18 protein-coding genes are annotated in these 22857 nt (G+C 39.2%); 10 read left to right on the top strand and 8 right to left on the bottom strand.

The window, feature by feature from the left end:
* Positions 1–70 precede the first annotated feature (70 nt).
* On the top strand, positions 71–394 hold the full coding sequence (locus tag HWV01_RS12145; protein ID WP_211671796.1) for an NGG1p interacting factor NIF3: 324 nt from the start codon (positions 71–73) through the stop codon (positions 392–394).
* 19 nt (positions 395–413) lie between these two features.
* Here the strand turns inward: HWV01_RS12145 and HWV01_RS12140 are convergent, their stop codons facing one another.
* Positions 414–1151 carry a copper homeostasis protein CutC gene (locus tag HWV01_RS12140; protein WP_211671794.1) on the bottom strand — a complete coding sequence of 246 codons (738 nt, stop codon included), beginning with the start codon at positions 1149–1151 and terminating at the stop codon, positions 414–416.
* A gap of 119 nt (positions 1152–1270) precedes the next feature.
* Positions 1271–3082: a long-chain-acyl-CoA synthetase gene (locus tag HWV01_RS12135; RefSeq protein WP_211671793.1), complete on the bottom strand. Its 1812-nt coding sequence runs from the start codon at positions 3080–3082 to the stop codon at positions 1271–1273.
* A gap of 412 nt (positions 3083–3494) precedes the next feature.
* Between HWV01_RS12135 and HWV01_RS12130 the strand changes: the two genes are divergently transcribed.
* Positions 3495–4499, top strand: coding sequence for an AraC family transcriptional regulator (locus HWV01_RS12130; RefSeq protein WP_211671792.1), 1005 nt, complete (start codon positions 3495–3497; stop codon positions 4497–4499).
* Between the two features lie 77 nt (positions 4500–4576).
* Here the strand turns inward: HWV01_RS12130 and HWV01_RS12125 are convergent, their stop codons facing one another.
* On the bottom strand, positions 4577–5992 hold the full coding sequence (locus tag HWV01_RS12125; RefSeq protein WP_211671791.1) for a 3-oxoacyl-ACP reductase: 1416 nt from the start codon (positions 5990–5992) through the stop codon (positions 4577–4579).
* Between the two features lie 273 nt (positions 5993–6265).
* On the opposite strand from HWV01_RS12125, the gene HWV01_RS12120 reads away from it, so the two are divergent.
* Positions 6266–7261 carry a zinc-dependent alcohol dehydrogenase family protein gene (locus HWV01_RS12120; protein ID WP_211671790.1) on the top strand — a complete coding sequence of 332 codons (996 nt, stop codon included), beginning with the start codon at positions 6266–6268 and terminating at the stop codon, positions 7259–7261.
* 119 nt (positions 7262–7380) lie between these two features.
* Here the strand turns inward: HWV01_RS12120 and HWV01_RS12115 are convergent, their stop codons facing one another.
* Positions 7381–8160, bottom strand: coding sequence for a DsbA family protein (locus HWV01_RS12115; RefSeq protein WP_211671789.1), 780 nt, complete (start codon positions 8158–8160; stop codon positions 7381–7383).
* A gap of 371 nt (positions 8161–8531) precedes the next feature.
* Between HWV01_RS12115 and HWV01_RS12110 the strand changes: the two genes are divergently transcribed.
* The 5 genes from HWV01_RS12110 to HWV01_RS12090 all read left to right on the top strand — a co-directional run bounded on the left by HWV01_RS12110 (position 8532) and on the right by HWV01_RS12090 (position 13591).
* Positions 8532–10187 carry an adhesion domain-containing protein gene (locus tag HWV01_RS12110; protein ID WP_211671788.1) on the top strand — a complete coding sequence of 552 codons (1656 nt, stop codon included), beginning with the start codon at positions 8532–8534 and terminating at the stop codon, positions 10185–10187.
* A 248-nt stretch (positions 10188–10435) separates the two neighbouring features.
* The gene (locus HWV01_RS12105; protein WP_211671787.1) at positions 10436–10954 is read left to right on the top strand and encodes a GNAT family N-acetyltransferase; all 519 of its coding nucleotides are present in this window, start codon (positions 10436–10438) and stop codon (positions 10952–10954) included.
* A gap of 82 nt (positions 10955–11036) precedes the next feature.
* On the top strand, positions 11037–11456 hold the full coding sequence (locus HWV01_RS12100) for a GNAT family N-acetyltransferase (RefSeq protein WP_211671785.1): 420 nt from the start codon (positions 11037–11039) through the stop codon (positions 11454–11456).
* Between the two features lie 73 nt (positions 11457–11529).
* Positions 11530–11916 (top strand): DUF1090 domain-containing protein, encoded by a 387-nt coding sequence (locus HWV01_RS12095; protein WP_211671783.1) that lies wholly within the window; start codon positions 11530–11532, stop codon positions 11914–11916.
* 394 nt (positions 11917–12310) lie between these two features.
* Positions 12311–13591, top strand: coding sequence for an acetyl-CoA C-acetyltransferase (locus HWV01_RS12090; RefSeq protein ID WP_211671782.1), 1281 nt, complete (start codon positions 12311–12313; stop codon positions 13589–13591).
* Between the two features lie 143 nt (positions 13592–13734).
* Here HWV01_RS12090 and HWV01_RS12085 read toward each other — a convergent pair whose 3' ends face one another.
* From HWV01_RS12085 to asnB, 4 genes are all read right to left on the bottom strand, one after another.
* Entirely contained in the window at positions 13735–15036 is a 1302-nt protein-coding gene (locus HWV01_RS12085) for an anaerobic C4-dicarboxylate transporter (protein WP_211671781.1), read from the bottom strand.
* 412 nt (positions 15037–15448) lie between these two features.
* Positions 15449–16483 carry a M48 family metallopeptidase gene (locus HWV01_RS12080; protein WP_211671780.1) on the bottom strand — a complete coding sequence of 345 codons (1035 nt, stop codon included), beginning with the start codon at positions 16481–16483 and terminating at the stop codon, positions 15449–15451.
* Entirely contained in the window at positions 16480–17604 is a 1125-nt protein-coding gene (locus tag HWV01_RS12075) for a YjgN family protein (protein ID WP_211671779.1), read from the bottom strand. Before HWV01_RS12075 ends, HWV01_RS12080 begins: the two co-directional genes overlap by 4 nt.
* A gap of 251 nt (positions 17605–17855) precedes the next feature.
* Positions 17856–19523 carry an asparagine synthase B gene (asnB, locus tag HWV01_RS12070; RefSeq protein WP_211671778.1) on the bottom strand — a complete coding sequence of 556 codons (1668 nt, stop codon included), beginning with the start codon at positions 19521–19523 and terminating at the stop codon, positions 17856–17858.
* Positions 19524–20078: 555 nt separating this feature from the next.
* Between asnB and lpxM the strand changes: the two genes are divergently transcribed.
* Both lpxM and pykF read left to right on the top strand, forming a co-directional pair.
* Positions 20079–21020, top strand: coding sequence for a lauroyl-Kdo(2)-lipid IV(A) myristoyltransferase (gene lpxM, locus HWV01_RS12065; protein WP_211671777.1), 942 nt, complete (start codon positions 20079–20081; stop codon positions 21018–21020).
* Positions 21021–21425: 405 nt separating this feature from the next.
* Positions 21426–22838, top strand: a complete 1413-nt coding sequence (pykF, locus tag HWV01_RS12060; protein ID WP_211671776.1) for a pyruvate kinase PykF — start codon at positions 21426–21428, stop codon at positions 22836–22838.
* The last annotated feature ends 19 nt before the right edge of the window (positions 22839–22857 follow it).

The following is a 22857-nucleotide window of genomic DNA, read 5'->3' as shown; positions in this document are numbered from 1 at the left end:
TAGCAAAACAAAATATTTTTATAATGCTTAGTAATCGGTGTGGTGACAGTGTAGCGTAGGGGTGTAAGTTATGTTTGTTATTATTTTTTATGTGCCGCCAGAAAATGTGGAAGATGTTAAGCAAGCGCTGTTTAAAGCTGGCGCGGGTACTATCGGTGATTATGCGCGTTGTGCCTGGCAATGTTTAGGTACAGGTCAATTTAAACCGTTATTTGGTAGCCAGCCACATATAGGCACGCTCAATGAGATAGAATTTGTCGATGAGTTTAGAGTCGAAATGGTTTGCAGTACGAGTAATGTAAGGGCTGCAATTAATGCATTGATTTCTGCCCACCCTTACGAAGAACCTGCTTATCATATTTTACAAACACTCAATGTTAATGATTTACCCTAGCGTAAATATAGCACCTATCTTAGTGATTGGTTGCACTGACAATATCGGAAATTGTTTTTGCACAAGTTACAGTTATTAAACTGTCTGCATCTTGCTCAGTTCCCATTCTAACTGTTGAATGGGGCTTCATTGCACTTTTCCTTGTTGTCTTTCCCGATAAGTGTAGTTCTTTTGCTTGCGTGATAGCGATGATATTTTCAGCATTTTGGGGGTTAACGCCTGCACCAGGCATGATACTAATTCTGCCATCAGCTTGAATGATTAATTCTTTGATAAGCTCGCAACCTTGTTCAGCGTTGGCCTGTTGTCCAGATGTTAAAACGCGTTCACAGCCTGCATTAATTAAGATTTCTAACGCTTGTTTAGGATCATTACATAAATCAAAAGCTCGATGGAAGGTTACGCTGATATCGCGAGAGGCCGCCATTAAACGTTTTAATGCGACCTCATCAATATCCCCCTCTGGTGTTAATGCACCGATGACTACACCTTCGATTCCCAGTAATTTCATGAATTTAATATCAGAAACCATGATATCAACTTCTTGTTCGCTATATATAAAATCACCTGCGCGAGGGCGGATTATTGTATAAAGGGGAATAGTTGCTAGATCGAGAGACTTTTGGACAAACCCTGCATTGGCGGTTAGTCCACCCAATGCCAAAGCTGAACACAATTCGATACGATCTGCACCAGCCTGCTGAGCCGTTTGAAGTGACTCTATATTATCGACGCATACCTCTATTGTAATAGTCATAAACTTCCCTTTATTAAAAAAATAAAGTGATCATAGGCAGTTCTGCATTATATGAAAGTAAAAAAGGCGACTAAGGTCGTCTAGATCAATCATTATGGTAAAAAACCACAATATTAGTGCTAGAAAGACAACTGTTTTTCATTAATCGCAGTTATCGTACTTTCGTCTAACGCCGTATAGCTATTTTGTTTAGGTTGCTTGATAAGAATTAGTTCTTCCGAAATGTTTGGGTAATATGATTCTTTTTTCAAATCTGTTTTTTTATATTTGAACGTACCTGTAATTTCCTGTTTTTCACGTAGACGTACAAATATAGGTTGTGCATAGCTTGGTAGTACAGATGTGACGTGTTGAAAGAAGTCAGCTGTTGAGAATTTATGTATTGGGCAATTCAGAGTAAGCGCAACCATTCCAGCTCGACCATCATGATGTGGAAGTTCGACACCGTAAGCAACAGTTTGGTCAACTTGATTAAACTCATTGAGTTGACCTTCGACTTGCGTAGTTGCCACATTTTCACCTTTCCAGCGGAATGTATCACCTAATCTATCGACGAAAGAAATATGCCTGAATCCTTGGTATTTAACGAGATCACCCGTATTGAAATAACAGTCGCCATCTTTGAGTACCGATTTGAATAGTTTTTTATTACTTTCTTTATCATCGGTATAACCATCAAAAGGGGATCGCTTGGTTATTTTTGTTAGCAGTAAACCCACAGCCCCCGTTTCTACTTTGATCATTTTCCCTTTTTCATTGTACAGGGGTTCGTCATTATCAATATCATATTCTACAACGGTAAAGGCAAGTGGCGTAATGCCCGCAGTGTGAGGTAAGTTCAATGCATTGGTAAAGACAAGGTTACATTCACTCGCCCCATAGAATTCGTTAATATGTTCGATCCCAAAACGCTGTTGGAACTCGTCCCAAATCTCTGGGCGTAAACCATTACCAATAATTTTTTTAATACCGTGTTGTTTATCGTTATCTTTTTTAGGTACATTCAGAAGGTATCGGCACAGCTCGCCAATATAGGTAAATGCAGTTGCATTGTGGTCCCGTATTTCATCCCAAAATCGACTGGAGCTGAACTTTTCAGAAAGAGCAAGTGTGGCTGCATTACCAAAAACTGCACTTAATGAAATAGTTAAGGCGTTGTTATGGTACAGGGGGAGTGATAGGTATAACACATCATCAGAAGTAAGGCGTAACGATGCCATCCCCATACCTGACATAGATTTAAACCAGCGATGGTGACTCATTTTTGCTGCTTTAGGTAATCCTGTTGTCCCTGATGTGAAGATATAAAATGCAGAATTTTTAAGTTGAATTTTAGGCGTTGAATCCGGGTTTAATACCGAATAATTTGCGACCAATTTTGAGATGTCTCTAAACTTAATAGGGTGTTCTGGTGCTTTCAATGCCGGGATATAAAAGATGTTTTTTTGTAACGCTGGCGATAAGTGCTCTTTAATGTCATTAATGGTCGAATGATAGATTTCATCTGCGATAATTAATCTTGTATCGACAACTGCTAGACTGTGTTCGAGGACCGCATTTTTCTGTGTTGTATTTATCATACAAGCAATTGCACCGAGCTTAACAACTGCCAGCGCGATAATAATTGTTTCAGGCCTATTGTCGAGCATGATTGCCACTTTATCACGCTGGCTAATCCCATATTCATGTAAAAAATTCGCATATTGATTTGCTTGATTGTTCAGCTCTTCGTAACTATAGCATTGGTCTTTGAACTGGATTGCGATCAAACTGGAATTCTTAATCGCTTGCTCTTCAAGTAGTAAACCAATAGACATATAGCGTTCTGGTTTTGCTTTTTGTAAGTGCCATAGACCCTTTAAAATAGGCTTAGGTGTTTTTAGTATATTGATCGCGCTTTTGAATAATTGCTTACCGGTTATAACAGTCATAAGTTAATTCATTCTATTGAGTATAGGGAGTATGACGCCTGATAAATGGGTCACGCGTTGTTCTGAATTTATTAAATTAAAGGTAGTTTTACTGTGATAATTTGACGTTCAAACACACTTGAGTAGGTAAATAGATAACATTTTTAAATTGAACATTAATACTAATGCGTTGAATATCAATAAGTGCTTCTAATTGTGCGAGGACACGCGCTTTTGTCGTCATGATAAATAAATTGTGTAATGATATGTTGCAGTTATGTTAACCTCCTTGTTTGGTCGTTGAATTGGCGAGTGTGCAATCGGTTAATGGCAGCTCGGTCAAATACTTGACCTAAATTGTGTTACTCAATCCTTTGATAGTGGTAGAGTTAGTGGTTCAAATAAAGATTTAAAGTTAATAAGTGGAATAATTATGCAAGATGCGGGCGTATTATTACGTATTGCTTATGCGGCAATGAAAGAGTTAGATATCGATGTACTCGAAGTACTCTCTCGTTGCAACATTAGTGAAGACGTGCTGAATGATAAGGACTTACGTACACCTAATCAGGCGCAAACACATTTTTGGCAGGTCCTTGAGGACATAACTAAAGATCCAAATATTGGCATCTCTCTTGGTGAACGCATGCCTGTTTTTACTGGTCAAGTTTTGCAGTATCTTTTTTTGAGTAGTCCTACGTTTGGTACTGGTTGGGATCGAGCCGCAAAATACTTTAGGTTGATTAGTGACGCGGCAAGAGCTTCTATTCATATTGAAGATGATGTCGCGAGGCTATCCGTTAATTTAGACGGGATGACTGAAGATGCTAATCGGCACTTGAATGATTGTTTAGTGATCGGTGCATTTAAATTTTGCCAGCATGTTACTGACGGTGACTTCAAAGCAAATAGAATTGCCTTTGCTCATCAACAGCCTGAAGACTTAACTGCCTATGCTAATGTTTTTCCTTGTCCACTTGAGTTTTCAGCGGCAGATAATTTTATTTATTTTGATGCTGATTTGCTAGACCGACCTTCTACTCATGCCGAGCCGGAGTTGTTTGCATTACACGAGCAGCTAGCAAGCCGAAAAATTGCAAAATTAGAACTTAAAGACATCGTGGATAAGGTTCGTGGCGTTATTGCGCAGCAACTTGAGTCGGGCGTTGTGACATTAGAGAGTATTGCAACCGAGCTTGATATGAAGCCTCGTATGTTACGGGCTAAGTTGGCTGAGATTGATTATAATTTCAATCAAATTCTAGCGGATTTCCGTTGTGAGCTGTCTAAAAAACTGTTGGCGAATACGGATGAATCAATTGATCAGATTGTATATCTAACTGGGTTTTCAGAGCCAAGTACTTTTTATCGTGCATTTAAACGTTGGGTACAGATGACACCCATTGAATATCGCCGAAGTAAGCAGGTTAACGATTAATAAATCTAGAAGTATTTAACCTAGAAAGAAGTAGCTACGATCCATCAAGGTCGCAGCTACTTTAGCGTTGCGTATCCCTAAGCGCCAATTAATGATTGTCCGCAAATTCGAATTGTATTTCCTGTCACACCTGCTGCTTGTGGTTGTGCAAAAAATGCAATAGCCTCGGCTACATCAATTGGTTTACCTCCCTGTTTTAACGAATTCATTCGGCGACCTGCTTCACGGACGGTAAAGGGGATCGCTGCAGTCATTTTTGTTTCGATAAAACCAGGTGCTACGGCATTAATGGTTATATTCTTTTCAGCAAGCGATTTTTGCATCGCATCGACATAACCAATAACGGCAGCTTTGGAAGTCGCGTAATTTGTTTGACCAAAGTTTCCAGCAATACCACTCATCGAAGATACGCAAATAATTCGACCATATTGACTCAATAAGTTTTCACTTAGTAGTCGCTCATTAATTCTTTCCATGGCCGATAGATTAATATCCATAAGCACGTCCCAGTGATTATTCGTCATACGTGCGAGGGTTTTATCTTTTGTAACCCCTGCATTATGTACAATGATATCAAGTGATGTTTGACGTACAAATTCGGCAATGATAGCTGGCGTGTCATCAGACGTAATGTCGGCTACGATAGTACTGCCTTTTAAGCGATGCGCAATTTTTTCAAGATCCGGTTTCAGTGCTGGTATATCTAAACAAATAACATGAGCACCATCGCGAGCGAGTGTTTCAGCAATAGCGGCTCCAATACCACGAGATGCGCCAGTAACAAGCGCGGTTTTTCCTTGTAAAGGTTTAGTTCGGTTAACAGTACCGTGTATTGTTCCTGGTTTCACATTAATCACTTGTGCTGATATATAGGCTGATTTAGTCGAGGTAAGGAAACGGAGTGGGGCGTTAAGCAATGATTCACTGCCTGCTTGCACATACATAAGTTGGCATGTGCTGCCATTTTTACCGATTTCTTTTGCTAGGCTACGAGAAAAGCCTTCTAAAGATCGCTGTACAGTTGCGTAGCTCACATCCTCAAGGTGCTCACTCGGACGACCTAACACGATAACTCTGCTACATTTTGATAGTTTTTTAATTACAGGTTGGAAAAAACGGTGTAATGCACTTAATTGTTGACTGGTTTTAATGCCAGATGCATCGAAGATAATACCGTTGAATTTATCTGATTTGCTTATCGTATTTAAGCTAATTGGTGTTGCACTGAGTGAGGTATTATTGAACAGGTGATTAAGGTCTGCTAACTCCTGCGTGCTATTCGGATAAGAGATCGCGATACTTGCATTGTTAAATGTTTCTATTACAGGCTTAATCAGGTCACTATTCGTCGCAGCCCCGATAAGTAAACGACCAGAAATAAGATCTGGACCGTGAGAAAAGCGCGTTAATGTAACGGGTTGTGGAAGATTAAGTTTTTTGAATAAGGCTGAGGTCCACTTACCATTGGCGATCTTTGCATACGTATCCGTCATTATTTAATCCTTGTTTTTATGAGCTGTATTAATCTAGCAATTGAGCATGTGTTAAAAGTTACTGTATGACTATGACTTATTTGCCAAAGATTGGTAATAAAATAGTCCAGTTCATTGCAGTATAAATGGGTATAGTATAACTAAATAATACGCAGAGTTTGATTTTGTAATCATTATTCTGTTCACTGCTAGATTTTAGTTCAATTCCTTATCCTGAGTTCAGGTTAACTGGGGGAGCTAATTACTACATCAATGGATTAAAGTGGTATCTCGATGAGCACCGACACATTTAACACACGCGTTCAGCAACTTAGCTTTGGTCAGCCTAAAGAGTCCTTATTGTTGGATAGTATTGCCTTAGAGCCACTTCAGGAAAGTAAAGTTCGCGTTCGCATCGAAGCTACAAACATCAATCCTAGCGATCTATTATCGATTCACGGTGTGGGCCAATATCGTCGAACGCATGTTCCACCGCGAGTGCCGGGCTTTGAGGCGGTAGGCAGAGTTGTTGAGTTCAACGCTCCTAACCAGTCAGAACTTAAAGTCGGACAGAAAGTTCTGGTGGCAACGAGTGGCACTTGGCAAACCTATGTCGATGTGTTGCCTGAAAATCTATTCTATCTTCCTGAAGACCTTGATAATGGCTACGCTTGTCAGCTGTACATCAATGCCTTAACGGCTTGGGTGATCACAACCAAAATTACTCAGCTGGGCGAAGATGATGTGGTGATCATCAATGCGGGCTGTTCCGCTATAGGAAAAATCTTTGCACAGCTCTCTATGACTCTTGGTTTCACCTTAATTGCGGTAACGTCAAAACCACAACGTTACCCGTATGGCTCTATTGCTGTTTTGGATGCTAAACAAGATTTAAACTCTCAGATTCAGTCACTTAAATTACGAAAACCGAGCGTAGCGTTTGATGCGATTGGTGGAAAGGAAGGCTTTGACCTTATCGGTACATTAAGTAAAGCTGGCACCTACATCAACTACGGTACACTCTCGCTAGGGCCTTATGAAGCCGCCTTTTTTGAACATATGAGGCGCAATAACATCGACTTCATGACGTTCTTTTTACGTTGTTGGGAAGAGTCGGTAGGTAAAGCTGCGAGAAAGGAAGTGTTCTATGAGATGCTAGCGCACTTTATTGCAAATGAGGTTTCACTCAATGTGGATCGTTATCTGCCTTTAGAAGATTTCCATACAGCGCTAGAACTGATTGAAATTGAATCCTCGTCGCTTCAAGGAAAAATTATTCTAACTATGTAAGCAATTTCATCGTAAATAGCGGCCTTCGGTACGACAACCCAATCATTGGTTCTCCAATAATTGGGGGGCACTTTATTATTAGGCTTTAGCGTTATCTATAATAGAATTATCGTCGACAATTATTGTGTTATAGATGCTTTTACTTTTCTGATCGCATTTTTGATGCCTTCAGGGTCATAACCCGGTAGCATAACTACGTTATCTTGATTTGCTCCTTTGCTTGGCATTATAACCACAGCTGGTGTACCACGTAGTCCGAGTTTAGAAAACAACTGAAAGTTAGCTGCGTAACGCTCATTAGGTTTGAATTCATTAACGTTTACACCCGCTTTTTTAGCCGCTTTTTTAACGTCTTCTTTTGTTAATTTACCTTCGTCATGACCTGTTGCGAAGATTGCGTTATGGTAAGTTAAGTAAGCTTTACTGCCTTTTTCAGAAAAAATCCATTGTCCCATGTCAGCAGCGTAGCCTGATGTTTCCCAGCGTTCAGAAAAAATAGGTGTTTCTTTAAAAATGAATTTAGCATCAGGATTTTCTTTTATTATGCTATCAAATTCAGGGCTCAATTTCGCACAGTATGCACATTGATAATCAAAGAATTCGATAATACTTACATCTGCATCACTCGGGCCGATGAAAGGACTTTTTTTGTCTTTAAGTAGTGCATCTTGATTGTCTACGATTGCTTTAGCGCTTGCGGCTTGTTGTAATTTCATTTGTTTTAATTGCAGGTTTTTTGAAGCTTGTACCAAAATTTCTGGATGGTTTACTATGTATTCAGCAGCAATTTTTCCGATTTCATCTTCTTGTTCTTTATTAAACGTTGAATTCGAAGCCATGCAATTAAGGCTGATGAGTGTGCTCAAAGCAACTGCAATAGAAAGAGATGATTTTTTCATTTTAAAACTCATTTAATGTAAGTAGTGTGGTATGTGTAAGCATAATGAAAGAAAAGTTCCTTAAAGTTCATTAAAATTAAATTCGTACCATGAATTTTAAGCTTGTCGTCCTGCTCAAATCTTTCTCCTTGCTAAGCCCCCGCTTAAAATATTATGAGCTCTCGCGGATATAAATGTCGCCTTTGGTGTCAATGTGATATATGAAACAACAAGTACACTTAATTAGATGTACCACTTATGGGAGGGCTGTATGACGTGTGTTATGTAAGATCTGAGTCTAGTAATGGTTCACTACGTATAAATAATATTATGTAATAAATTGATTTTACATTGGTTTATGCTTTTCCTTTCCCCTTTAGGATGATTTCAAAATGCAATACAAACTACGATTCTTGATTCCAGCGGCATTGACCTTGGTACTCAGTGCTTGTGGCGGGAGCGGGGGCACAGAAACACATTCGAAAAACCTGTCATCTTTGACCATATACCCGTCTCATTCGCAAACACCAGCTGAACAACTCGAGGTTCATCAGGGGATGTCTCAGGATCTAAGGACTATCGCACACTACACAGATCCGGAGTATTATCCTGATGAGGATGTAACCCAGCATGTTAAGTGGCTGCAATCGGCCCCCGAAAATTTCGAGCAGTCTCAGGGACACTTTTTGGCTAAAGCTTTTCCCGGAGCCGAAACTGATATTAACGTGGTTATGGATGGCGTATCCAGTCAACATGTACAGCTTTTGGTTATTCCTGGAACCCTGACAAAGCTTGAAGTGATTGCTGAAGAGGCTAATGATGATTTGGTGGTTCCGAGAGGCCAATCAATTATACTTAGTGCTTTGGCTACGTTTGAAGGCGATGACGGTCAGAACCATGTTTATGATGTCAGCAGTGATGCACTGTGGACCCTAAGTAACCCTGAGGAGTTTGTTGTTGAGGGTAATACTTTTAGGGCGATAGGAAAAGCGGGTTCGGATATTAGTGCAAGCTTAGTAGGGAGCTACGATACATCAAGTGAAACGAGGAAGTTGACAATCACGAATGGGGAATTAACAGGAATCCATATCAAACTGGAAGACAATCAGAGTCACACGGTTGCCAAGGGTTACAGTATCAGCTTGCACGTGTACGGTACCTTTAAAGGGTCAACGTCTTTAAGAAATTTTGAGCAGGAGATCACTGAGGAAAGTTACGTGCAATACTTGGGGGGCAATGGTAGTTTCTCCCATGACAGAAATGTGTACCACGCAAAAGGTGAACCTGGCAGTGTCGAAACTATTTCTGTGAGAGCGTTAGATGAATATAGCTATCATGGATTCTCTGACGTGATTACTCTCACAGTGGGTAACCCCACACTCGACGATTTGAATATTACTGAAAGACTCGAGCTCGGAGATAATATTCCACTTGCTCAATCTCGAGAATTTATAGCGACTGGGCATTTCGGTTCTGACTATGGAGAGGACTTCAATCAGCTGGTAACCGACGATGTATCATGGACTACGAATGAACCACTTGTATTAAGAAACGAAGAGAACATATTCTTCGCTGAGACGACTGGACGAGCTGTGGTTACTGCTACTGACAATAATGCAAAGGTAAGCGCACATTATAATACGGAGGCGATAAAATTCAGCGACAGTGCAGAGAACAACGGTAATACATTTTTCCATCCAGTGACCAAAGAAGAGGCTGAGGCTGTAGGGATGGATGCAGGCGTTTATAAACCGGTTCCGACAGTAGAATGGGCACTGTTGACTTGGTCTGATGCGAACAGTTATTGTGGTCGAAAAGGCTTTAAACTAGCGACAGTCGATCAACTCATTAGTTTATCCCATGGTTATGACAAATATGAAAATATAAACTACGCTAATGGTTGGCCAATTTTAAAGCGTTATTGGACACATAATTTGGCTAATGATAATCAACATTTTGCCTATAATATGGGTGGCAATGCGGATTATGGCAAAGAAGACAATGATACTCCTCTGCTCGCGATTTGTATTCAGCACAGCGGGGATTAGTGAACAAAGAATCTTCAAAATACGATTTATGGTAAGGCGTTTCAATATTCCTTACCATAAAGGGAATCTGGCACTATACAAATATAACTCTTGTTTACGTTTTTATTTTATTTGATAAATTCTGAATGTTTTCCTATATCCATTTGTAATACATGACAATTTTGATATTGTTGAAGACACATTAATTAAAGTGTCTTCACATATACGTTTCAAGCTTAGCTTGGCGTTATCAAAATTAAGGGATAAGCGTGCAATTATCAGGTCAAAGAATAAAACTATCACCATTCGATGAAACGGATAAGCGTCTTTTTATTGAAATATCAATGTGTCCCAAAATGATGGAACATGTTTATCAAGCATTTACATATGAAGACGCTGCAGCCGCGTTCGCAGCTAAATCACAGCCTTGGACTATTGAAAGTGACGGATGGCTGTCATTAGGCATATCTGAAATCACAACCGGTGAAAAACTAGGGAATATAGGACTTAAAATTGTTAACCATGAAGCCAAAATTGCTGTGGTTGGCTATATGATTAAGCAGGGCGCTCAAGGAAAAGGGTTTGGAAGTGAAGCATTGAACTTGCTTAAAGACTATGCGCTCAATGGATTGGAACTTAATAAGCTAACAGCTACATGTTCAGTTCATAATATGGGTTCATTTAAACTGCTCGAAAAACTTGGCTTTGTTCGTGAGGGCCGTTTACAGCAAAACTCTTTAATTAGTAACAAGTATGTAGATGATTATATCTATGGTTTGTGCAAGTAGTTTTATAATAAATCGCTGAATTAAGATTCACTAAGGCTGTTATGCCGCCGTAGAATTTAGTCGGAATAACCTTTCTCAATACATGCCATGGGAAAATAGCGTAATAGATCGGGAAAGTGCCGAAGGTTATATTGATAAACGTTTAAATAGCGGGGAGGAAGGTGCGGAATGGTTCGCGATTAATTTTAAAAATAAATTCGGCGGTATTTTTGCAATAAAATCAATCAATAGAAATTTCAGCTCTTGTGAGCTTGGGTACTGGCTTTCTGACAATGCAAGAGGTAATCGCGTTATAGGTCAGGTGTTGGAGAGTGCAGTGCCTTACCTAGCGAATAAACAAAATATTAGCGTTATTGAATTTCATTGTTTAGAAAGCAATGTAGCCAGTATTCGTATAGTGGAACGAGTAGGTGCTAAATTTCAAAGGAAAATAGCTAATATATTAGATGTTCCTCATAAAGAGCAGTCACTGTGTATTTATACGTTGGAAGTTCAGGTTTAATCAAATTATTCTATTTATGTAAATTTGTTATACTTAAAAAATCAACACTTTTCAATTTTACAAAGGATATATAATGATAAATAAAATGATATCTGTTGCTACTGTTTCATTTTTATTAGCTATGTCATCAACTACCTATGCAGGGCAGTTGACAGGCTGCGCTGCAAAAAAGAATGAGTTAGAAACGCAAATAACGTATGCAAAAAAACATGATAATACCTATCGTATTCAGGGCTTAGAAAAAGCACTCAAGGAAATAAATGAAAACTGTACCGATGAATCATTGAAAACTAAACGAATGAAGAAAATAACAGAAAAAGAACAGAAGGTTGCAGAAAGAAAACACGACCTCAAAGAAGCAAAAGAAACTGGTAACCCAGATAAAATAAAAAAGAAAGAGCGGAAGTTAGAGGCTGCTGTTAACGAACTCTCTGACGCTAAAGACGAGCTTTTACGTTAATTGTAGTCGCACAGCTTAATCTAACAACAAGCTAAGAACATAACGGATGTTGGTTAATGGGGAGAGGGCATAAGTTAGGCTCTCTCATAATATGTGTATATTAGTTTGCCATATATTTTAAAATAATGGATAAGTAAAAAGTAAGATCTTCCCTCCGTTGGTTTGAGTTAAACACAGCCCTGATTTCTCAGCCAATTCTGTCCAATTTTGGGTTAATTAACCCCTCAGTATATTAAATGCAACCACTTCAAATCAGAGAGAGCTAAAATAGCGGTGAACAAACAACCACGTTAGAGTTTTTATTTTAAACTTGTTTCAACAATGTTACATTAATGTATCTAAAGCCTAATGTGCTGCGGGCATATATAAGTCATCTAAATTAAAGGAATAAACCATGACAGGTCAAACAATAAGAAGAGTTGCAATTATCGGCGGTAACCGTATCCCGTTTGCACGTTCAAACACAGCATATTCGAAACTAAGTAACCAAGACATGCTTACGGAAACGATCCGTGGTTTAGTGGTTAAATATGGTCTACGTGGAGAACAACTTGGTGAAGTTGTTGCGGGGGCGGTAATTAAACACTCTCGCGATTTTAACTTAACGCGTGAAGCGGTATTAAGTGCAGGCCTGGCACCTGAAACACCTTGTTATGATATTCAACAAGCATGTGGTACTGGTCTAGCTGCTGCCATTCAAGTAGCAAACAAGATTGCACTGGGTCAAATTGAAGCGGGTATTGCTGGTGGTTCTGATACAACATCTGATGCTCCGATTGCTGTGAGTGAAGGTATGCGCAGTGTTTTACTTGAGCTGAACCGCGCTAAAACGGGTAAACAACGATTGAGTGCACTTTCTCGTTTACGTCCTAAACATTTCGTGCCACTTACGCCAGCGAATAAAGAACCGCGTACAAAAATGGCGATGGGTGATCATTGTCAAGTGACAGCGAAAGAGTGGAATATCTCACGCGAAGCACAAGATGAATTAGCATGTGCAAGTCATCAAAAATTAGCGGCTGCATATACAGAAGGTTTCTTCGATACATTAGTATCGCCTATGGCTGGTCTAACTAAAGATAATGTATTACGTGCTGACACGACAGTTGAAAAATTAGCTAAATTAAAGCCTTGTTTTGATAAAGTAAATGGCACTATGACGGCGGGTAACAGTACTAACCTTACGGACGGTGCATCTGCTGTATTACTAGCAAGTGAAGAGTGGGCTGCTGAACACAACTTACCGGTTCAAGCTTATTTAACATTTGGTGAAACAGCGGCTGTTGACTTTGTTGATAAAAAAGAAGGTCTGTTAATGGCTCCCGCATATGCAGTGCCAAAAATGCTTAAGCGTGCAGGTCTAACATTACAAGATTTCGATTTCTATGAAATTCATGAAGCATTTGCAGCACAAGTATTATCAACGCTAGCTGCGTGGGAAGATGAGAAATTCTGTAAAGAGAAACTTGGTCTTGATGCACCGCTTGGTTCAATCGATTTAACTAAATTAAACGTGAAAGGTAGTAGCTTAGCAACGGGTCATCCTTTCGCAGCTACAGGTGGTCGTGTTATCGCAACACTGGCACAACTGCTTGATCAGAAAGGTTCAGGTCGTGGTTTAATCTCGATTTGTGCTGCTGGTGGTCAAGGTATTACCGCTATTTTAGAAAAATAAATACTTCGTTTATTTTCTATTGATAAAGACTTCGTATAAAACCGAGGTTCTTTATTAAAGAAACGCCAATACTACAGAGTATTGGCGTTTTGTTTAATAACTAAGTGTACTAATGCATGCCATCATTTCAACCTCTAATTGGATTAGAGCACGGCGCCTCCAATAAGAAACCCAAGTGCTACGGATGTAGTGATTGTGACAACGCCTGGAATGAAGAAAGGGTGGTTAAATACTAAATTACCAATGCGAGTTGAACCTGTGTCATCCATTTCTACTGCTGCAAGAAGTGTTGGGTAAGTTGGCAATACAAACAGTGCACTCACTGCAGCAAATGAAGCGATGGCCGTTATAGGGGCAACCCCAATGGCTAATGCGGCTGGCATTAAGGCTGTCGTGGTGGCACCTTGTGAGTAGAGCAGCGTTGAGGCAAAGAATAGAGTTACAGCAAGCATCCATGGGTATTGCTGAAGGATGTCCGCAGAAAAAGTTTTGATCTCTTCAATATGGCTTGATACGAAAGTATCACCGAGCCAAGCCACACCGAGAACGCAGATGCAGGCGCTCATGCCTGATTTGAATGTTGCTGCGTTCGCGATCTCTGATGCATCAATCTTAGTGAAAGTTACAATAGCAGTAGCGGCAGAGAGCATAAATACCATAATGGCATCATTACGGCTTAACGCTGGGTTTTCAATGATATTTACCGCGTCTGAAATCAGGGTTGCATAGATTATCACTCCTATGATTGCAGTTACAAAGATACCGGTTGCTAATTTAGCGCTTGGCAATATCTCTCTTTGCGTCTTTCCTTTAAGTATGATCTGGCCTTTGGCTAACTTTTCTTGATAGATAGCATCATCTTTTAGCTCACATCCTAAAAAGTTAGAAACGAATGCTCCAACCATACAAGCGGCAAATGTTGAAGGAATACAGATCGCTAGCAGTGTAAGATAGCCCACTCCGAGCGGTTCTAAAATTCCAGAGAAGAAGACTACCGCTGCAGATATTGGAGATGCTGTGATAGCTATTTGTGATGCGACAACCGAGATGCTTAATGGCCTTGATGGGCGTATTCCTTGCTCTTTAGCTACCTCAGCAATAACGGGTAATGTTGAAAATGCTGTGTGCCCAGTTCCTGCAAGTAGGGTCATAAAATAGGTAACCATTGGGGCGTAAAAGGTAATTCTCTTTGGATGTTTACGCAGGAAGTGTTCAGAGAGTTCAACTAGCCAGTCTAACCCTCCCGCGACTTGCATTGCTGCAATTGCAGAAATCACGGACATGATAATCAATATAACATCAATGGGAATATTCCCGGTGTCGACGCCTAGAAACAGGGTAAGAACCAATACACCGGCACCACCCGCAAGACCTATACCGATTCCCCCGATACGAGCGCCAAGATAGATAAAAGTAAGCACAATAATAAACTCTACAGCAATCATAAGTTTTCCTTATTTTGGTTTTGGTGATATAAACGCCTGCCTTGTTGGTGATTTGGTAGTGTAAAGAGCTGGTTGCGTGGGCTTTTATAGGGTTATACTACACTGGCGTAGTGTGGGTAATGGAAGGGAGTACGTTATTTTTTAAAGTTGAGAGGCGGTTCATGTATTGTAGGCTTCTATCCTGCGCAAATTCACAAAATAAATTGTTTTCCATAAAGGCTACATCTATCCTCTTGATTACAAAATGCGTTTGCTTATCTCTGGGGGTGAACGTAACTAAATTGGAGAGGTTAAGGGTTTACTATAAGGGTGTTGTCTCGATTTGTGATGCTGGTGGTCAAGGTATCACGGCGATTCTAGAAAAATAAAAATGTTGTAATCCAGCCCTTATTAAGGGCTGGATCTTAGGATGTTACAAAGGATCAATAAGGTTTATCGCATTAACACGTTCACCTATACCTGGATGCGAACGTAACCAAGTTGGAGAGGTTAAGGGTTCACTTTCTAGCCGTGTCAATATATCTTCTAGCGCCTGCACAGAACCATATTCGGACAGCAATATTTCTGCTGCGAATTTATCTGCTTCAAGTTCATCCTGCTGAGAATAGTTTAGTGATAGTAATAACACACTGGCACTAGCCAAAGTATCACCGACACCCGTCGCATCACCCACAATATAATTCACCAGAACAGATAGTATCGATAATTCAACAAGTCGTTTTAAAAGATGATTATGATACTGATGTCCTATCTCATGCAATAATACAGCGCTTAATTCTCGATCATCTTGTGCAAGCATAACGAGTTCATCTGTTAGAATAATCGTGCCATCAGTTAACGTAAACGCATTGGCCGAGTCAGCTAAGGAGCGAAATAATAACTTGGGTTTTTGGTTATAAGTTACCGCTGTTGAACTGATACTATTTAATAGATTAGTCAGTTCATCTTGTCTTTTTATCGGTAGTTTAGATGGAGTGAAGTCGTGGTCGTCTAAATATTCTAGGCTATAGTCGGCTAGATGTTTTTCCATTACAGGAGGGATCGACTGTGCGATCACGCCACTAATAGCGGGAATCCCTGAGCTAATAACATACCAAGCCGATAAACTACTTAGTAATACACTGGCAATAATGGCGATGCTATTTTTTTCCAGTCTATGTAACCAAGGCTGTTTATTCTGTTGACGTAGCCAGATGTCGATTTTAGCATTATCATCGGCAGTAAATGTCCAACCGTTAACGAATGTAAAGCTACGAGGAATAGCGCCTAAAGCACGAGATATAGTTATGTTACCTATATCTGTTTTTAATGCCGAATCTGCAGCGGTTAAAATATTAGCCTCTACACTGCTGAGCACACACTCAATACCACCATCGGAATTAAGTATTAGCTCAGCGGCTATCGTAATGGCTGATGCGGGTGCAACAGCCTTACCTTGAATTATCATATAGCGCCGATGTTTAGATCGAACGCTTGGGATAATTCATCTGCAATAGCACCTGATTCATCTGTGGCTTGGTCTGTTGCATTAGTGAGGGAAAGATCACCGTCAACTTGAGTCACGGAGGCGACATAATTGGCATGCCGAATCATCGTAAATGGTCGAGCTAAACCAAGAGTACAAACGATCAGTAATAGGTTTGTTAATAGTAGTAAGCTATAAGACATAACCGTCATCGTCGATTTTGGTTGTAACTGGTTATCAAGTTTAGTCTCAGATAGGATATAGTTACGAACTCGGACATGGAAATAGACTTGAGTAAATATCATACCGAGTATCATACCAATGTAAGCAATCACAAAGACTGCCATTTTACTTGAGTCTCCGGCTAAATTACTGACGTCATTTGTGCTGACACCAGCAATAATTAGAAATACTGCAAAGACCGCAATGATAAGTACTATAAGTAACATGAACTTAGCTAGTACCTTAAATATATAGGTAGTTTGTAACGTCGCAGCGAAAGTGAGATTACCATAACGTGTATTATTAATGATGAACTGATTCATGGCGGCTATAACCCAAGAGAATAACAAGGGTAGGAGAAGTAAGCATGTTGCGGCCATAATAATTATGCCAAGTATTTTCGATGCAGGCATAATGTAAGTGAGAGTGATGGCGATGGATATGCCAATTGCTATATAAGCGGCTAACGGCTTTACGAGCATCACTTTATATGCATTTTTGTAAGAGCCGATAAAGTTGAAACGTACATTTCTAAATTGTGTCATTTTCATATCGAAGCGGAGATTACGCACGACTAAAACTGGATAGATAAGTACGAATATTAACATGACAAGTGCAGCTAATAGTGGTGAAAACGTATTTAAAGCTGCCCATATACTAACTGCTATAACGGCAATGATTCGACCAATCAAGATCTGTTTAGGTTGCGCTAGGTAATCAAATCGATTTCCGCTAAGCTCAGTATTACCATAGAAGTATTTGTTGGTACGAACTTTAGCCCATGCTGAGTAGATCCCTAGCGTTATGATACTTAATAGAATATTTACGATCCAAATACCAAAATATTCCTTTCCTTTACCATGAAATTTAAACTGGTGCATTTCTGTTCCTTTGAAATGATGTAAATGAGAATTATTATCGTTATGGTATCATGCTAAGTGTGTACTCAAAAGGGGATATGTAATATTAAGAAGAAAATGAGGAACTAATCACGATATTTTTGTCGTAGTTTATACTGGCATCACTTAAGCGCAATATAATACAGCGGCACCGGCGAGCCTGTTTGTAAGGAAACAAAAAAACAGCACCTAAGTGCTGTTTTAATTGAGGCTTAACGAAGAGTTAAACGAGATTAGTCTTCGTATGCTTCGTTATGTACGCCAGCTGCACGACCCGATGGATCTGCATTGTTTTGGAAACTTTCATCCCAAGCTAGCGCTTCTACTGTTGAACACGCTACAGATTTACCAAATGGCACGCATTTAGCCGCCGAGTCACCAGGGAAGTGATCTTCAAAGATGGCGCGATAGTAGTAACCTTCTTTGGTATCAGGTGTGTTAATCGGAAATTTAAATGCAGCGCTTGCTAACATTTGGTCCGATACAGCTTCTTCAACGTGAACTTTTAGCTGGTCAATCCAAGAATAACCTACACCATCAGAGAATTGCTCTTTTTGACGCCATACAATTTCTTCTGGCAATAAATCTTCAAATGCTTCACGAATGATGTTTTTCTCAATTCTGTCACCAGTGATCATTTTTAATTCAGGGTTTAGTCGCATTGACGCATCTACAAACTCTTTATCTAAGAATGGTACACGTGCTTCAATTCCCCATGCCGCCATCGACTTATTCGCTCGTAAGCAATCAAACATATGAAGTTTAGAAACTTTACGTACCGTTTCTTCATGGAACTCTTTTGCATTTGGTGCTTTGTGGAAGTACAAGTAACCACCGAATAGTTCATCAGCACCTTCACCAGAAAGCACCATTTTGATACCCATGGCTTTAATTTTACGCGCCATCAAATACATAGGTGTTGATGCTCGAATCGTCGTTACATCGTATGTTTCAATGTGGTATATAACGTCACGTAATGCATCGATACCTTCTTGTACAGTAAATTCAATCGAGTGATGGATAGTGCCTAAGTGATCTGCCACTTTTTGTGCCGCAGCTAAATCTGGAGAACCGTTTAAGCCTACAGAGAAAGAATGCAATTGTGGCCACCATGCTTCTGTTTTACCATCGTCTTCGATACGACGTTTTGAATACTGTTGAGTGATCGCAGAGATAACTGAAGAATCTAAACCACCTGACAGTAATACACCATAAGGTACATCACACATTAGTTGACGTTTAACGGCACTTTCTAAACCTTGCTTAACAACTTCTTTATCACCGCCATTTTGTGCTACTGCATCAAACTCTGTCCAGTCACGTTGATAATACGGTGTTACTTTACCGTCTTTACTCCACAAGTAATGACCAGCTGGGAATTCTTCAATTTGTGTACAAACAGGTACTAACGCTTTCATTTCAGATGCAACATAAAAGTTACCGTGCTCATCATAGCCTGTGTATAGCGGAATAATACCGATATGATCTCGACCGATAAGGTAAGCGTCTTCTTCTTCATCATATAAAGCAAAAGCAAAGATACCATTCAGGTCATCTAAAAACTGCGTTCCTTTCTCTTTATATAGAGCAAGGATAACTTCACAATCAGACTCTGTTTGAAATTCAAAATCTACATTTAATGTTTTTTGTAAATCTTTATGGTTATAAATTTCACCATTAACAGCAAGTACGTGAGTCTTTTCTTCATTGTATAAAGGTTGTGCACCATTATTAACATCAACAATTGCAAGGCGCTCATGGACTAAAATAGCATTATCATTAGTATAGATACCTGACCAATCTGGGCCTCGGTGACGCAGTAACTTTGATAACTCTAATGCTTGTGCACGAAGAGGTTTAATGTCTGACTTGATGTCTAGAATTCCGAATATTGAGCACATAACTAATTCCTTCTAATGCTGCGTATGCAGCTAACTTTCTAAATAGTGTGTCTAATTTGCCACATTGTAGATTTAATGCAAACAAAAATGATAAAACAATTACAAAAAATGAATTTAAATGTTGAATCGATAATTTAAAGGTGCTGAAAGTAACAATTCAATAATATTAATGGCGAGGTAATAGACTAATATGGATCTTAATGAATAAGTAAGCATGATTGAATCCATTCAACGCAACGTGGTACTAAGTAAATAATTTAAATACAATAATGATCCACTTGCGTTAAATTTATCATGATAATTAACTCTAGCTCAATGGCAATTTGGCATAACTATAAAATATATTTTAAATTAATGGGTTAGTAGAGTATTTAAACTTGAAATGGGTACTTTATGGCGTTATTGGTATATTGGTATTGAGCCATAGCGTGTTAAAACGATTAAAATAGAACAGTAAATATAAAAAATAGTTGGTTTTGGTGACATAACTGAATAAAATGATTAGCTTGATATCTCGTAGTACTTTCGTAATTTAAACAGGTTTGATAAAACTATATGTCTGATAAATATAAACCGTATGACCTTTCTTTCAAAAAAACATTTTTGCTACCTAAGTTTTGGCCTGTATGGTTCGGCGTCTTTGTATTATACCTACTCGCTTTTGTACCTGTTAAACCGCGTGATAAGTTTGCGCGTTTCATCGCGACGAAATTATTTAATTTAAAAGTGATGAACAAGCGCAAGAAGGTTGCGAAAATTAACCTATCTATGTGTTTTCCTGAAATGGATGAGGCAGAACAAGAGCGAATTATTATGGGTAACTTAGTTACTTTTTGCCAAACGATCTTAAGCTATGCAGAACCAAGTGCACGTAGTCGCGCTTATAACCGTAATCGTATGGTTGTTCATGGTGGTGAGAATTTGTTCCCATTACTTGAACAAGGCAAAGCTTGTATTTTATTAGTGCCGCATAGCTTCGCAGTTGATTTTTCTGGCTTACATATTGCTTCTTATGGCGCACCATTTTGTACTATGTTTAATAATTCTGATAATGAGCTGTTTGATTGGTTGATGACACGTCAACGCGCTATGTTTGGTGGCACTGTTTATCACCGAAAGGCTGGGTTAGGGGCTCTGGTTAAATCACTTAAAAATGGTGAAAGCTGTTATTACTTACCTGATGAAGATCATGGCCCTAAGCGTAGTGTATTCACCCCTTTATTTGCTACGCAAAAAGCAACTTTACCCGTGATGGGCAGATTAGCAGAAAAAACAGGCGCATCAGTTGTTCCTATCTATGCTGCATATAATGAAAAACGAAGTAAATTCGAAACATTTATCCGACCAGCGATGCAAAACTTTCCGTCCGAAAGTCCTGAGCAAGATGCGGTTATGATGAATCAAGAGATCGAAGCGTTGATTGAGTGTGGTATTGATCAGTATATGTGGACGTTAAGATTATTAAGAACACGTCCAGATGGTAAAAAAATCTATTAGTTGTCGTCATCTCTTTATTCAAGCGCTATATATTTAACTTAGATATAGCGCTTCCTTTTAACGTAAAATCCCGCCTGACGAACCATTCTTAGATGCTCTTGCAGTTATATTTAATGACAATTTGGCTTGTACTTGCTTTGTTTTTAGCCTAATGAGTGAAACAAACTTGATCTAGGTATCTATTCTGTCTTTCTTTATGCTTATCACTCTATGTTTTTAAACTTATACTTGTTACAATTGGTTTCATATGAAAGGGATGTGGTTTCAATAAAAGCTATTTCGGTTTCAATAAAAATTTTGGTTTATAGTCGCATTCAGAGTAAATCGAACAACTTTCTCATCTAGACTATGAATAAGAACACAAGATCTAAAAGAATATAAAATATCCCATACGGAGCTATAAGAATGAAAAAGACTAAAATTGTTTGTACAATTGGTCCAAAAACTGAATCAGTAGAGAAACTAACAGAGCTTGTTAATGCAGGTATGAACGTTATGCGTTTAAACTTCTCTCATGGTAACTTTGCTGAGCATTCAGGTCGAATTCAAAATATCCGTCAAGTAAGTGAAAACCTGAATAAAAAAATCGCAGTATTATTGGATACGAAAGGTCCAGAAATTCGTACCATTAAATTAGAGAATGGTGAAGATGTTACATTGACAGTAGGTCAGTCATTCACATTTACAACAGATATTAATGTTGTAGGCAATAAAGAGTGTGTTGCTGTCACGTATGCTGGTTTTGCTAAAGACCTAAGCCCTGGCGCAATCATTCTTGTTGATGATGGCTTGATTGAAATGGAAGTGACTGAAACAACAGATACTGAAGTTAAGTGTAAAGTATTAAACACCGGTGCACTTGGTGAAAATAAAGGCGTTAACTTACCAAACATCAGTGTCGGTTTACCTGCATTATCTGATAAAGATAAAGCTGATCTTGCGTTTGGCTGTGAACAAGAAGTTGATTTCGTTGCTGCATCGTTTATCCGTAAAGCTGATGATGTAAGAGAAATTCGCGAAGTGTTATTTAATAACGGTGGCGAAAACATTCAGATTATCTCTAAAATTGAAAACCAAGAGGGTGTTGATAATTTTGATGAGATCCTAGCTGAATCTGACGGTATCATGGTTGCTCGTGGTGATCTGGGTGTTGAAATCCCTGTTGAAGAAGTGATCATGGCTCAGAAGATGATGATCAAGAAGTGTAACAAAGCAGGGAAAGTTGTCATTACAGCAACACAAATGCTTGATTCTATGATCAGTAACCCTCGTCCAACTCGTGCAGAAGCGGGAGACGTAGCCAATGCTGTTCTTGACGGTACTGATGCGGTAATGTTATCTGGCGAAACTGCGAAAGGTAAATATCCAGTTGAAGCTGTTTCTATTATGGCGAATATTTGTGAGCGTACTGATAACTCTATGTCTTCGGACCTAGGTGCTAATATTGTTGCTAAAAGCATGCGTATTACAGAAGCTGTATGTAAAGGTGCGGTAGAAACAACTGAAAAATTATGTGCACCACTGATAGTTGTTGCTACTCGTGGCGGCAAATCGGCGAAGTCTGTACGTAAGTATTTTCCGAAAGCTAACATTCTTGCGATTACAACGAACGAGAAAACTGCGCAACAATTATGTCTGACTAAAGGTGTTAAATCTTGTATTGTTAAACAGATTGATAGTACTGATGAATTTTACCGTAAAGGTAAAGAGTTAGCGATTGCAAGTGGACTAGCTAAAGAAGGTGATATAATTGTTATGGTTTCAGGTGCCCTTGTACCATCAGGTACAACAAACACCGCATCAGTTCACCAACTGTAAGTTGTTAAATTGATATTGT

It is taken from the genome of Moritella sp. 5, from assembly GCF_018219455.1.
Classification (GTDB): Bacteria; Pseudomonadota; Gammaproteobacteria; order Enterobacterales; family Moritellaceae; genus Moritella.
Note: the sequence above shows the minus strand (reverse complement) of the source record. Positions and strands in the feature narration are given on the sequence as shown.